Raw genomic sequence first — 13,059 nt, forward strand, 5'->3', positions numbered from 1 at the left:
TCGGGCGCTGCGATGCCTGGCTGCGGAACGGGTGGTGAGGCCTGTGGCCAGCCGTGAACTCGGCGCACGAATGGGGGCGTGGGGCCGCGATGACGGGACCGCAGGTGTCGGCCCTCCCGTGGGGAGGCCGGGAGGGACGCCGTGGGATCGCCCCTGATCTGGGGGAACCTGCCGCACAGCACGGCACCAAATCCAGCCACTGGGCAGGGCTGTGCTGGCTTGAATTCGAGCAATGAGGCGAGGTGCGCCCTGGGCCAGCCAGCGCCCCGCTGAGTGCTTGCTTGGTGCGGCGGGGGAGGGGCGTTTCCTTGGTGCGGCGCGAGGGTTCGTCAGCGTGTGGAGCAGCGCCACCGACCCGCCGCCTGGCTCTGCGCCGTCACCCGGGCCTGCCGCGCTGGCAGCGGGGGCATGCCGTACATCAATGGTTGAGCTTCCTTGTCCTGTGGGTGTGGTGACTGCTGGTTTGCGAGGTGGTTGTAGTGGTCGGCGCGCCAGCATGTGGGGACATGCGCTGCCGGCTTGGACGGTGGGGGGTGGCGGTCCTTCGTGGACCGGTCAGGTTGGTGTGATGGTGGTGGGTTGGCCGGTGTGGAGTGATTGGTAGGCGGCGAGGGCGGTTTGCAGGGTGCGTAGTCCGGTGTGTCCGTCGGGGTGGGCTCGTTGGCCGGTGCGGGCGGCGGTGAGGAAGCTGTCGAGCATGGCGGCGTTGAGGTCGGTGGCGGCGGGTTCCCAGCGAGGGGTGGCCTGGGTGGTGTCGTAGCCGGTGAGCAGTGGTGGGAAGGCGTCGAACTCGGCCAGGGCGCGTTCGCCGACGCAGGTGAGGGTGAGGCCTCCCCAGGTGGGGTGGGAGGACGGGTGGCTCCAGCTGCAGTCGATGGTGGCGACGAGCCCGTTGGCGTAGGTGAGGGTGAGCAGGCCGGCTGACTCCACAGCTGGTTCGTCGGTGCCGTCAGGGGTGAGGTGGCTGTTGGCGACTGCGTAGACCTGGGTGGGCTGTTCGCCGTCGAGGAGGACGTCGAGGAGGTCTGCGATGTGGACGGTGTGGTCCATGATCGCGCCGCCTCCGGACAGAGCGGGGTCGGCGAACCAGCGCCGTTCCAGGCTCGGGGGGCTGGAGTTGTTGGTGCCGTGAACACTGAGGAGGGATCCGAGGGTGCCATCGGCAAGGGTGTGCCGCAGTGCCGTGAACGCCGGGTGGAAGCGTACGGGGTAGGCGGTCATGAGGCTGACGCCGGCCTGCTCGCAGGCGTCGATCATGGCTTGTGCGTCTTCTTCCGTGATGGCCAGGGGCTTTTCGCACAGGATGTGTGCGCCGGCCGCGGCGGCCTGTTCGACGAGCTGCCGGTGCCGGGCGTTCTCGCTGGTGACGATGACCGCCTGGGGGCGCTCTGCGAAGACCTCTTCGTACCCTGCCCGGTAGGAGACGGCGAGTTGATCGGCCAGGGTCTTGCCGCGGGCCGGGTCGCCGGGCGGGGCATCGGGGTCGGTGGTGAGGAGTTCGATGTCTGTGCGGTCGCGCAGCAGCTCGATGTAGGTTGCGGCGTGGACGTGTGCGAAGGACAGGACGGCGACCTTCATGGGCGGTTTCCTTCCACGGGTTCTTGCTGACACGAGCCTTCGACTGCAACGGCCAGGCCGGTTGCTACGGACTGGCGGGCGGCAGCGGCGAGTCGTACGGCCGCCACCCCGTCCGATGCGTCGACCCTTGGGGCGGGCCCGCCCTTGAAGGCGGCTGCGAACTCGCGGATCTGGGTGGTGAACGGGTCTTCACCGAAGTCGCCGGTGGGTACACCGTCCGCTTCGGTGCCCCCCTGCCCGACCAGGCGCAGAGACGGGTGGGCGAGGGAGTCGTGGGTGAGGGTGCCGTTGGAGCCGGCGACATGGAAGGTGTAGCGGAAGGGGGTGGCAGGTGGGCCCCATACGCCCAGAACCTGGGTGATGACGCCGGATGCGTGGGTGAGGGTGGCGCTGCCGGTGGCCACGGGGCCCTCGGGCGCCTGGGCGTTGAGGTGTCCGCGCTGGGTGGCGTGGATGCTGACCACCTCTCCGAACAGCCACCTGGCGATGTCCATGTCGTGGAGCATCTGGTCGGTGACGATGCCTCCGGAGAGTGTGGGGTCGGCGAACCAGGGGCTCCATGTCGGATAGCGGCCGGTGCGGGTGAAGCGGGCCACCGCGACACGCCCCAGCGCACCGGAGTTGAGGGCGTGGCGGAGCCGTACGTAGGCGGGGAAGAACCGGACGACGTGTCCGGGGTACAGCTGACGGCCTGCCTTCTGTGCGGCATACGCCATCTCCATGGCGTCAGCTGGGGCGAGCGCCAGGGGTTTCTCGCACAGTACGTCCGCTCCCGCCTCGAAGGCGGCCAGGGAGATGTCGCGGTGGGTGGTGGTGGGAGTGCAGATGTCGACGACCGTGGCCCACTCCAGCGCCTCGTCCAAGGTGGAAGCCTCGGTGGCAGCGAACTCTTCGGCGAGCTGGGCGGCTTGGCCGTCAGTCGAGAAAATGCGCACCCGTGCCCCGAGGGCGATCCATGCGGGCAGGTGGGTGCGTGCGATGAAGCCGGCACCGATCACGGCCACGTCGAGTCTGTTCACGCTTCGGCCTCCGTGTCACTGCTTGCCGGGGCCCCTGTCCTCGTACTGATGGAGCCGCGTATGCGCTGCATGCTGCGGGGGGTGAGATCGGGAACGGCCCAGCGCGCTCCGGCGCGGGTGAGGTCGGCCGCGGTGGCGGTCGTTGTGACACCGACGATGTCGCGTACCCCCGCAGCGACAAGCGCCCGGACCCCCGAGGGCGAGTCCTCGAAGGCGAGGCACTGTTCAGGCCGGACCCGCAGGGCAGCGCAGGCCCTCAGGTAGCCCTCCGGGGACGGCTTGCCGCAGGTGATGTCCTCGGAGGTGACGACGACGTCGACCAGGCCGCGCACGTCGAGGACGTTCTCGAGGATGTGCCGGGCCCACTGGGCTCCGGCGCTGGTGACCACGGACAGGAGGTACTTCGTGCGCAGCTGCCGGATGAGCTCGGTGGCGCCGGGCACCACCTGAACGCTGTCGGCGTGATCCAGTGTGAAGGCGGTCATGGTGGCAAGCGCGGCGACCGCGTCCGTCCCAATCCAAGGTCCTGGCACGCCCGTGATGACGTCAGCGGGGCGTCGCCCCATGTAGTGCTGCTCGTACTCGGCTCCGGTGACCTTCACTCCCCATGAGTCGAAGAACGCCTGCCAGGCACGCCGGTGCACGTCCTCACTGAGCACCAACGTCCCGTCCAGATCCATCAGGACTGCCTTGCAGGCCGTGCCGGCGAGCCCTTTTCGCAGGCCGCTGCGCACGCCCGTCACGACGCGGTCCAACTGAACAAGAGTGCGCCTGCGCGGATCGGGCCGGTGACGGCGGGCGGCTGCGACGAGCCGGGCCGGCTGTCGAGCACGACGACAGGGCATATCGCGGACAGGCCATGCGCTCGGACCACGGCGGGGTCGAAGGTGAGCATGGCATGGCCTACCTCGACGTGCTCTCCTTCGGTCGCATGTGTGCGGAAGCCCTCTCGGTTCAGTCGAACGGTGTCGATGCCCACGTGCACCAGCACACCTGTGCCGCAGCGGGTTTTGATCACGAACGCATGCGGGTGCGCTTTGGCCACTACGCCGGCGACGGGTGCCGCGACATCGAGGAGCCCGAGCTCCTGGGAAGGTTCGATCGCCAGTCCTGAGCCGAGCATCTGAGCTGCGAAGGCCGGGTCGGGCACCTTGCCGAGTGCTGCAAGATCACCGGTCAGCGGGGCGTATACGGCGAGGCTCACAGGATCTCCTTGATGTCCTCGGCCAGAGCGTCCGCCTCGGCGCCGACGACGACCTGCACGACGCCGGCCGAAACCAGCACCCCGAGAGCTCCTGCCTTTTTGAGGGCATCGACGTCGACGGCGCCTGTGTCGTTCACCTCGGTGCGGAGCCTGGTGATGCAGGCCTCGATATCGGCGATGTTGCCGGCCCCGCCGAGCCCCTCGACGATCAGCTGCGCTTTGGACATGGGTGCCCCCTCCGAATGGATCACGTTGCGAGTCAGTGGCTACTGGTCATTACCAGTCATGACCACAAGGTACCCCACTCCCGTGCCGCACGCAATGATGGAAAGTCATGTCCATGTCAAGTCTGTCGGCCTCCGTCCCGGGGTTCCCGGGGCGGCTCTGTCACTAGTCGGTCAGGGTCATGTGCAGCCGGTAGCGGTCGGCGCGGAACCACGAATAGGCGTGCTCGATGGGCTGGTCGCCGCTGTAGGCGATGCGGTCGAAGGTCATGATGGAGGTGCCTGGGCGGATGCCCAGCAGTGCGGCGGTCTCCGAGGAGGCCGGCCCGGCCCCGACCGTCTGCTCCGCGCGGTCGATGGGGTGGCCGAAGCGCGAGGCAAGGGTGTCGTAGACCGAGATCGTGAAGTCCACGCTGTCCAGCTCCGGCAGGAGGTCGGCGCTGTACCACGCGTCCTCGACGCAGATGGGGGTTCCGTCGGCCAGGCGCAGGCGGCGTACATGCCATGCCTGCTGCTTCTCGTTCATCTGTAGCGCGCTGGCGGTGGCGGGAGGCGGGGCGTCCTGGTTGATGGACAGCACCACGGTGCCCGGCTCCAGGCCCAGGCGGCGCATGTCCTCGTGGAACGAGGCCAGGCGGAGTTCTGAGCGGTGCGCCCGCTCGGCCACGAACGTCCCGCGCCCGTGGACGCGGACCGCCAGGCCGTCGGCCACGAGCTGGCCGAGCGCCTCGCGTACCGTCACGCGGCTGACTCCGTGGTCGAGGCACAGTTGGCGCTCGCTGGGCAGCGCGTCGCCCGGAGAGAGCTGGTTGGTGCACATGTCGACCAGGATCGCGCGGAGCTGTGCGTGTTTGGGCACCATGCCCTTGGCGGCAATCTGCTGTGCGGTCACTGCGGCCCCAATCTCGGTCCGGGGGTGTACTGCGACCCCACTGGTTATGACCAGTATGCATCACGCATCTTTTCGCCGGAGGCGGGATGGCTCCCCGGGGGTTGGTGGCGGCCTGCGGGTGAGGGTTTTCCTCACGTCTGGCGCCACAGGCATTGACACCTGTGTGGCGACGGGACCATATTGAGGGTCAACTGGTCATGACCAGATAGTACCGGTCCTGTCCACTGGCTTCTCTGGAAGCCGTCCCGGGCTGTGTCCCCGCCCGGCTCGTCTTTGCTCTCCCGCCCCTCCTGCACACCTTCGAGGTCGTCATGAGCACCAGCACCTCCCCATCCACCGGCCGCCGCCCGGGCCTGGCAGGCCTGCAGAAACTCGGCCGCAGCCTGATGCTGCCGATCGCCACGCTCCCCGCAGCAGGCCTGCTGCTGCGGCTGGGGCAGGACGACGTCCTGGGCCGCTTCCCCGCACTGCAGGACACCGCACACGTCATCTCCGCCGCCGGTGGAGCGCTCTTCACACATCTGCCGCTGATCTTCGCCGTCGGCATCGCCATCGGATTCGCGAAGAAGGCCGACGGCTCCACCGCACTGGCCGCGGTGGTGGGATATCTCGTGCTGGAAGGCGTTTTCAAGGCCATGTCACCGGTCGTCCTGGAAGGTCAGAAGGACCTGGCCGGGGAGCAGGCGCTGGTCAACTTCGGTGTCCTGGGCGGCATCGTCATCGGGCTGCTCTCGGCGCTGCTGTGGCAGCGCTTCTATCGCACCGCACTCCCGCCCTATCTGGGCTTCTTCAGCGGACGCAGACTCGTCCCCATCCTCACCGCGGTGACCGCACTCGTCGTCGGCGTCCTGATGAGCCTGGTCTACCCGTTGTTCAACAACGGCCTCACCGCCGTCGGCGAGGCCGTCGACGAGAACAGCATCGTCGGCGGCGGCATCTACGGAACCGCGAACAAGCTGCTCATCCCCCTTGGACTGCACCACATCCTCAACTCCGTCGTGTGGTTCATCATCGGCGACTACAACGGTGCACACGGCGACCTGAACCGCTTCTTCGCAGGCGACCCCGAAGCCGGCATCTTCATGACCGGCTTCTTCCCGATCATGATGTTCGCCCTCCCGGCCGCAGCCCTGGCCATCTGGCGCGAAGCCCGCCCCGAGCACCGCAAAGCCGTCGGCGGCATCATGCTCTCGGCCGGACTCACCAGCTTCCTCACCGGCATCACCGAGCCGATCGAGTTCTCCTTCCTCTTTGTCGCCTGGCCCCTCTACCTCGTGCACGCCGTGCTGACCGGCACCTCCCTCGCCCTGGCCAACGCCCTCGACATCCACCACGGATTCACCTTCTCCTCCGGACTCATCGACTACGTCCTCAACTGGGGCAAGGCCACGAACCCCCTCCTGCTCATCCCGATCGGCCTGGCCTACGCCGCCCTCTACTACGTCCTGTTCCGTTTCGTCATCCGCCGCTGGAACCTGCGCACCCCAGGCCGTGAGGAAGAAAACCCGGACGCAGCCGAGGAGCGCCGTCCCGAACCCGCGGTCTGACCGCCACGTCCCCGAACCACCCGTCGAAAGGAACCGTCCATGGCACAGCGCGTCGTCATCCTCGGCTCACGCAGCGGCCTGCACGCCCGCCCCGCCGCCACATTCGTCCAGGCCGCCGCCCACAAAACGGTCCGCGTGACCGTGGCTGTCGCCGGCAAGCCCCCGGTGGCCGCCGACAGCATGCTGGGCGTCATGACGCTCGGCGCAGCTTACGGCGACCAGGTCACCCTGACCGCAGAGGGTGACGGCGCGGAAGCTGTGCTGGAAGAGCTGGCAGTCCTGCTGAGCAAGGAGCTCGACGCGTGAGCGCCTCCACCACGATGACCGGCTACGGCGTCAGCCCGGGACTGGCGTCGGCACCTTTGATCCGTATGACGCCGCCGGTCATCACCGACCCCTGCGGGCCCCCGGGTGACGACCTTGAGCACGAAGTGCAGCGTGTGCGGCAGGCCTTGGCCCAGGTCGCCGAACAGCTGGCCGCGATCGAGGCGAGCGGAACGACCGGCGCCATCCTGGAGGCAGGCGCCGCCATGGCCGGCGACCCCGCCCTGGTCCGGGCCGCCGCCGACCACATCGGCCAGGGCATGCCCACCGCACACAGCCTCTCCCTCGCCGTCGACGGCTACTGCAGTCAACTGGAGAGCCTCGGCGGCTACATGGCCGAACGAGCCACCGACCTCCGCGACATACGCAACCGCGCCGTCGCGCTCCTGCTGGGTGTGCCCATGCCCGGCATCCCACGACCGGGCCACCCCTTCATCCTGGCCGCCGAAGACCTCTCCCCGGCCGACACCGCGGGCCTGGCCGACAGCGAAGCGGTGGGGCTGCTCACCGAAAGGGGAGGCCCGACCAGTCACACAGCCATCCTCGCGCGCAGCCTGGGACTACCCGCCGTCGTGGGCTGCTGTGAAGCCGCCACTTTGTCCGACGGCACTCCCGTCATCCTCGACGGCGAAGCCGGTACCGTCGAAGCACACCCCTCGTCCGAACGCCGGCAGCAAGCGCTGGAACACGCGCGCTCCCGGCAGCAGCCTCGTACACACGGCCCCGGACGCACCGCGGACCAGCACCCCGTCGCGCTCCTCGCCAACATCGGCACGCCCCGCGATGCCTCCCGGGCAGCCAGGGCCGACAACGAAGGCGTGGGCCTGTTCCGTACCGAATTCCTCTTCCTGGACCGCCGCGAGGCGCCCACCGTCGACGAGCAGATCCACGCCTACACCCAGGTCTTCACGGCCTTCACGGGCCGCGCCGTGACCGTCCGCACCCTGGACGCCGGCTCCGACAAGCCCCTGCCCTTCCTGCGGCTTCCTGCCGAGGACAACCCGGCCCTGGGCGTCCGGGGCCTGCGCACCTCGACGATCGAGCCCGGCATCCTCGAAACCCAGCTCAAGGCACTCGTGGCGGCACAGCAAAAGACCGGCGTGCAGATGAAGGTCATGGCACCCATGGTCTCCACCGTGCAGGAAGCCGCACAGTTCGCCGACCTTTCCCGCGGCCACGGAGTACAGACCGTCGGCATCATGATCGAAGTACCGTCGGCAGCCCTTCTCGCGCACGAGCTGCTGCGGCACGTCGACTTCGCCAGTATCGGCACCAACGACCTGGCTCAGTACACCCTCGCCGCAGACCGCACGGCCCACACCCTCGCCCACCTTCTGGACCCCTGGCAGCCGGCCCTTCTCACCCTCATCTCCCAGGTGTGCAGCGCCGCAAGGGCGCTCGGCCGCCCCGTCGGTGTCTGCGGTGAAGCGGCCGCCGACCCGCACCTCGCCCCCGTCCTGGCCGGGCTGGGCGTGAGCAGCCTCTCCATGGCCACCCCGGCTGTTGCCGCCGTGCGCGATGCACTCGCCCGGCTCACGTTGCACGAGTGCAAAGAGCTTGCCGCGAGTGCGCTCTGCGCCGGGGAACCCCGCACAGCACGGCGGATGAGTGGCACCGTCCTCGGAGCAGCGAGTGAACGGCAGGAGGCCTGACGTGGAGGTGGTGATCCGCCCCGACGCCGACGACGCAGGCCGCACCGTCGCCGGCATCATCCACCGCGCGATCGTCGCAGGTACCAGGACCCTGGGGCTGGCCACGGGTTCCTCACCCCTGGGCATCTACCGCGACCTGATCCGCCGCCACCGTCACGAGGCCCTCAGCTTCGCCGGCGTCGACGCCTTCCTGCTCGACGAGTACGTAGGGCTCCGACCCGCCCACCCGCAGTCCTTCCTCGAGGTGATACGCCGCGAACTGGCCGACCACGTCGACCTCGATCCCGCCCGGGTCCACGCCCCCCAGGGAACGGCATCGGACCCACGGCAGGAGGCCCGCCGCTTCGAGCGCACCCTCACGGCAGCGGGCCCGGTCGGCGTGCAGATCCTCGGGATCGGCGTCAACGGCCATATCGGATTCAACGAGCCGGGCTCCTCCCTCGTCTCATGCACCCGGATCAAGACCCTCACCGACGCCACCCGTCGCGACAACGCACGCTTCTTCGGCGGAATCGACGAGGTACCCCGGCATGTCATCACCCAAGGGCTGGCCACGATCGGCGCGGCATCCCACCTCGTACTGATCGCCACCGGCCCGCACAAGTCCAACGCGGTGGCCGCCGCCGTCGAAGGACCCGTCAGCGCGATGTGCCCCGCTTCCGTCCTTCAGTTGCATCCGCATGTCACGGTGGTCGTGGACGAGCTTGCCGCAGCCCGACTGGAACAACAGCCCTACTACCGCGAGGTCGCCCGCTGCAAGCCCGCCGGTCAGGGGTACTGATGAGCCGCCCCGCCGATGTGGTCGCCGTCGATCTCGGCGGCACCACCATCAAAGCCGCGCGGTTCGACGCGCAAGGGGTGACCGAGGAGACCCTCCGGCTGGCTACCCCGTCCAGCGAAGGGCCCCAAGCGGTGGTCGCGGCGGTCGTGCGGGCGGCCACTGCTCTCGTGCGTGCCCGTACCGCAGCCGTCGGCCTGTGCGCCCCAGGGCTCATCGACGCCCGCGCCGGTGTCGTCCGGTACGCCGCGAATCTGGGACTGCGCGACACCCCCCTTGCCGCAGCGGCCGCCGACAGGCTCCGTATCCCCGTCACACTCGAACACGATGTGCGGGCAGCCTGCCTCGCCGAGCAGCGGCTCGGACTCGGCGCCGACGTACAGGACCTGCTCGTCGTCGTACTCGGCACCGGCATCGCCGCAGGGATCGTCAGCAACGGACAACTCGTGGAGGGTGCCCACGGCTTCGCCGGGGAATTCGGCCACATCCCCGTCCACCCCGACGGTGAGCTCTGCGCCTGCGGTCAACACGGTTGCGTAGAGGCATACGCAGGGGCCGGCGCCCTGGTCCGCCGCTACCGCCGCACCGGAGGCACCGCCGACAACGCCGCCGACATCACCGCACAAAGGGACACCGATCCCGAGGCCGCACGGCTCTGGGCCGAGGGAACCGACGCTCTGGGAAGAGCGCTCGTCACCGCGACAGTCCTGCTGGACCCGCAGCGCATCGTCCTGGCCGGCGGCATGACCGCTGCCGGGGATGCGCTCGCGGAGCCCGTCCGGCACTCCCTGCAGAGCGGACTCGCCTGGCGCACCGCCCCCGCGGTCGACATCTCGCCGCTGGGCGCGGACGCGGGGCTCCTCGGCGCGGCTCTACAGGCCGCCGAGGCTGCAGGCGCACGCTCATTCCTACGGAGCACATGCTGAGCGCCGCCCGCGGCCGGTCCCGCCCGGTGCGACCGCCAGTTCCGGCAGTGACGACATCGCAGCTGTGCCCCACGCCCCGCATGAAAGGAGCACGTCACCCGTGTGGCCCCGAAAACGCAGCCACCGACCTCCCCGGAGGCTGCAGCCCGAGCTCGACGACGAGCCACTCGCCCGCGCCCTGACACATCTGGAAGCCCAGATAGCGGCCCAGGGCAACAACTTGGCCGAATGCAACGACCGCGGCGCCCTCACCTATCCGATAGAGCAGGCACTGCGCGACCCGGGAAAGGACTGGGACCGGCGGATGCACCGCCTGCTCGTTTTCAGCACCCTCCCCGAAGCGCACGTCCTGGCCGGCCACTGGCGCACCTGGAATCCCGCCAGTGCCGACGCCATGCTCCTGCAGGCCCTCGCCGGCATCGCCCAGGCCCGTTCAGGCGGCCCCACCAGCGATCTCAGCACCACGATCGCCCTGTGCAGGGATGCCGCTGAACTGGCACCTGAGGACCCTGCCCCATGGGTGGCCCTGCTGAGCTACTACCGCCTGGTGCGGGCGCCCGGGGCCCAAGTGCAGCCCATATGGAACGCCGTGAAATCGCGCGATCCATGGAACCGGGAAGCTCACCGGCAGATGCTGCAGTACGTCTCCCCGGAGGAGTGCGGGTCCCATGTTCTGACCGTTCAGTTCACCGACTCAGTCGCTGTCTCCGCTCCCGCGGGCTCTGCCGTAGCAGCCGTAGGCCTCACCGCCGGCCTGAGCCGGTACCGAAGGGCTCTGTCGGCAGGAGGCATCACGGCACTCGCCGCACGCCGACACTGGGATCAGCCCCACGAACGCGTCCTCGTCGACGATGCCCTGGCCAGCTGGACGCAGCCCGGCTTTCTCAGGCATGCAGCAGCCCTTCTCGACCTGAACCTTCTCGCCTACGTGCTGACGAAAGCCGCACGCCTGCAGGAAGCATGGCCGGTCTTCGAGGCAACCGCAGCGGTCGCCGCCTCCTGGCCCTGGGAACTGGACGGCGCCCCCCTGAAAGAGGTCCAGGAATGGCACTCTCGGGCGTTCAGGGCCAGAAACGGGCGCTCACCACGGTGACTCGGCATACGCAGCCCCGGAAGACCGCAACGTCCCTCCCGGGAAGTCCGGCCACGGTGCTGCCGCAAGGCGCAACGGGATCGGCAGCGACGTGCCCGCTCCGCCACGAATTGCGCACAAGACTCGGGCCGATTTCCGCGAAATCGAAATTGACAACTCCGCCACTGCGGTCCCAAACTGGTCATATCTGGTAATTACCAGTTTTACGGGCCATCGCTCGGCGGCCGCGACGACCGCTCGTCGCATCCGCGGAAACCCGAGGTTGTGATGACTGCTCAAGCACCCCCTGAACCAGTAGGGCCGGTCGAACTGCTCGCACTGGACCCGGATTGCAGGGCCACAAGGACCGACCAGCTCTTCTGCGAGAGTCACGGGAACGCGGCAGGCGACCCGCACGACCCCCACCTCGCACTGGTAAGTGCCGGTGCCCGGGACGTCAGCCGGCTGCGACGCCTTGCGAAGGAATTCCTTACCGACCTGAAACTGTCGCCTGCGGCACGCGACGACGCTCTCCTCATCATCTCCGAGCTCGTCACCAACGCGGTACTCCACGCCCTGCCACCGACTGCTCTGCGAGTGTGCTGCATCCAGCGACAAGTCCTGCGAATCGAAGTCACTGACGGCGGTCCGCAACCCGATCCACCGCCCAGAGCCGACGAGCAAGGGGAGCATGGTCGTGGCATGCAGATCGTGGCCGCCATGGCGATTCGCTACGGCACGGTTACGCACGCAGGCGGGGCCACCCGCTGGGCAGAGCTGCACCCCCGATGAGCACGCTGCCGGCCTTGCGAGAGTGGCGCCGATCCCTGTTCCCGACGGCCGGTCGGGTAAGGCGTAGCCATGGTGCCCATGCGAGTACCGCTGTGGCGTCCATGCAGGCCTCCAAGCCCGAGAAAAGCTGCCGAATTGCCGTGCCGCTGTCGGGGTGGGGCGAAGGGGCTGGACTGCGTGGGGTACGAGGCCTGACGGGGCTCCAGGGGGTTCGAGGCGAGTTGGGATCGCCTCTATGGAGCCGCATGCCACGCACCGGTTCGCGCACCACCAGAGCCCGCAGAGGCCACGGTTGAGGCGCGGATTTCGTGGTGCGTTGCCGGTGCGTGCGTGGTGCGTTGACCCTGCGACGCGCCACGCCTGGTCACACCCGGTACCTCACCCCGCCGGCCGGTCGATGGCGAGGAAGGGAGAGACGAATCGCGCCCTGGTCCTCGAAAGCACCACGGGAATCGGCACCCACCACTGCTGCGCACACGCGCAATGCACCGCCGTGGCTTTGTCAGCGAGTTATGAGAGCGCCTGTAGCTCAGCCGCGAGAGCACCCTCTTCCACGGAAGAGTGATGTCGCTGAGATTTGAGAGCACCTGGAGACTGCTTCGGGGCCATGGTTGTGCTCTGCACGATGAGGGGGCCCGGGTGCTGCCGAAGTCCAAAGTCGATTCCGCAGTTGATGGTTCGCTGCCAAGCCGTTGCGCCGACTGGTGACTCAGAACCTCACAGATTGGCGCCGGCGGCGCACCGCCTGCGGCTGCTGCGCGTGGCGGAGACCGCGGCGATGGTCCAGGCCGTCACCCACACGGCTCCGACAAGCAATGCCGCGAGCGCGGTGGGCATGTGGGGAGGGACGGCGCCCAGGCTCGGTGCCAGGCCCGCCGCGCGGGCGCCGAAGCCGAGAACGCCCGCTCCCACCATCGCGATGCCCGCCCAGGAGACGACGAGCGCCGGCCAGCGGACTACTGATCTTTTCGTAAGTTTGGTGGGTGTGGTGGCCGTGTGGGTGGGAGGCTGTCGGGGTGGCATATCAACCTTCCCCTTCGGTTGCCGGGTC

General features: G+C 68.8%; 14 protein-coding genes. 7 read left to right on the forward strand and 7 right to left on the reverse strand.

The window, feature by feature from the left end; translation table 11 throughout:
- Positions 1-555: 555 nt before the first annotated feature.
- The 6 genes from AC067Z_RS34260 to AC067Z_RS34285 all read right to left on the reverse strand — a co-directional run bounded on the left by AC067Z_RS34260 (position 556) and on the right by AC067Z_RS34285 (position 4,917).
- Positions 556-1,578, reverse strand: a complete 1,023-nt coding sequence (locus AC067Z_RS34260; RefSeq protein ID WP_478793542.1) for a Gfo/Idh/MocA family protein — start codon at positions 1,576-1,578, stop codon at positions 556-558.
- Positions 1,575-2,597, reverse strand: coding sequence for a Gfo/Idh/MocA family protein (locus tag AC067Z_RS34265; protein WP_478793543.1), 1,023 nt, complete (start codon positions 2,595-2,597; stop codon positions 1,575-1,577). Before AC067Z_RS34265 ends, AC067Z_RS34260 begins: the two co-directional genes overlap by 4 nt.
- Complete coding sequence (locus AC067Z_RS34270) at positions 2,594-3,352, reverse strand: HAD family hydrolase (RefSeq protein WP_478793544.1); 759 nt, start codon at positions 3,350-3,352, stop codon at positions 2,594-2,596. Before AC067Z_RS34270 ends, AC067Z_RS34265 begins: the two co-directional genes overlap by 4 nt.
- Complete coding sequence (locus AC067Z_RS34275; protein ID WP_478793545.1) at positions 3,337-3,801, reverse strand: PTS sugar transporter subunit IIA; 465 nt, start codon at positions 3,799-3,801, stop codon at positions 3,337-3,339. The genes AC067Z_RS34270 and AC067Z_RS34275 overlap by 16 nt, the downstream gene beginning before the upstream one ends.
- Positions 3,798-4,028: a PTS sugar transporter subunit IIB gene (locus AC067Z_RS34280; RefSeq protein WP_328405211.1), complete on the reverse strand. Its 231-nt coding sequence runs from the start codon at positions 4,026-4,028 to the stop codon at positions 3,798-3,800. The genes AC067Z_RS34275 and AC067Z_RS34280 overlap by 4 nt, the downstream gene beginning before the upstream one ends.
- Positions 4,029-4,191: 163 nt before the next feature.
- The gene (locus AC067Z_RS34285; protein WP_478793546.1) at positions 4,192-4,917 is read right to left on the reverse strand and encodes a GntR family transcriptional regulator; all 726 of its coding nucleotides are present in this window, start codon (positions 4,915-4,917) and stop codon (positions 4,192-4,194) included.
- 311 nt (positions 4,918-5,228) lie between these two features.
- On the opposite strand from AC067Z_RS34285, the gene AC067Z_RS34290 reads away from it, so the two are divergent.
- The 7 genes from AC067Z_RS34290 to AC067Z_RS34320 all read left to right on the forward strand — a co-directional run bounded on the left by AC067Z_RS34290 (position 5,229) and on the right by AC067Z_RS34320 (position 12,008).
- Complete coding sequence (locus tag AC067Z_RS34290; RefSeq protein WP_478793547.1) at positions 5,229-6,464, forward strand: PTS transporter subunit EIIC; 1,236 nt, start codon at positions 5,229-5,231, stop codon at positions 6,462-6,464.
- A gap of 39 nt (positions 6,465-6,503) precedes the next feature.
- Positions 6,504-6,770 carry an HPr family phosphocarrier protein gene (locus AC067Z_RS34295; RefSeq protein ID WP_478793548.1) on the forward strand — a complete coding sequence of 89 codons (267 nt, stop codon included), beginning with the start codon at positions 6,504-6,506 and terminating at the stop codon, positions 6,768-6,770.
- Positions 6,767-8,440 (forward strand): phosphoenolpyruvate--protein phosphotransferase, encoded by a 1,674-nt coding sequence (gene ptsP, locus AC067Z_RS34300; protein WP_478793549.1) that lies wholly within the window; start codon positions 6,767-6,769, stop codon positions 8,438-8,440. The genes AC067Z_RS34295 and ptsP overlap by 4 nt, the downstream gene beginning before the upstream one ends.
- A gap of 1 nt (position 8,441) precedes the next feature.
- The gene (nagB, locus tag AC067Z_RS34305) at positions 8,442-9,221 is read left to right on the forward strand and encodes a glucosamine-6-phosphate deaminase (protein ID WP_478793550.1); all 780 of its coding nucleotides are present in this window, start codon (positions 8,442-8,444) and stop codon (positions 9,219-9,221) included.
- Positions 9,221-10,144, forward strand: a complete 924-nt coding sequence (locus AC067Z_RS34310; protein ID WP_478793551.1) for an ROK family protein — start codon at positions 9,221-9,223, stop codon at positions 10,142-10,144. The genes nagB and AC067Z_RS34310 overlap by 1 nt, the downstream gene beginning before the upstream one ends.
- Before the next feature lie 100 nt (positions 10,145-10,244).
- Positions 10,245-11,237 carry a hypothetical protein gene (locus AC067Z_RS34315; protein WP_478793552.1) on the forward strand — a complete coding sequence of 331 codons (993 nt, stop codon included), beginning with the start codon at positions 10,245-10,247 and terminating at the stop codon, positions 11,235-11,237.
- A gap of 267 nt (positions 11,238-11,504) precedes the next feature.
- The gene (locus AC067Z_RS34320) at positions 11,505-12,008 is read left to right on the forward strand and encodes an ATP-binding protein (protein ID WP_478793553.1); all 504 of its coding nucleotides are present in this window, start codon (positions 11,505-11,507) and stop codon (positions 12,006-12,008) included.
- 717 nt (positions 12,009-12,725) lie between these two features.
- On the opposite strand, the gene AC067Z_RS34325 is transcribed toward AC067Z_RS34320, so the two are convergent.
- Positions 12,726-13,031, reverse strand: coding sequence for a hypothetical protein (locus tag AC067Z_RS34325; protein WP_478793554.1), 306 nt, complete (start codon positions 13,029-13,031; stop codon positions 12,726-12,728).
- Positions 13,032-13,059 lie beyond the last annotated feature (28 nt).

The sequence above is a fragment of the Streptomyces sp. NPDC043812 genome (assembly GCF_056436245.1).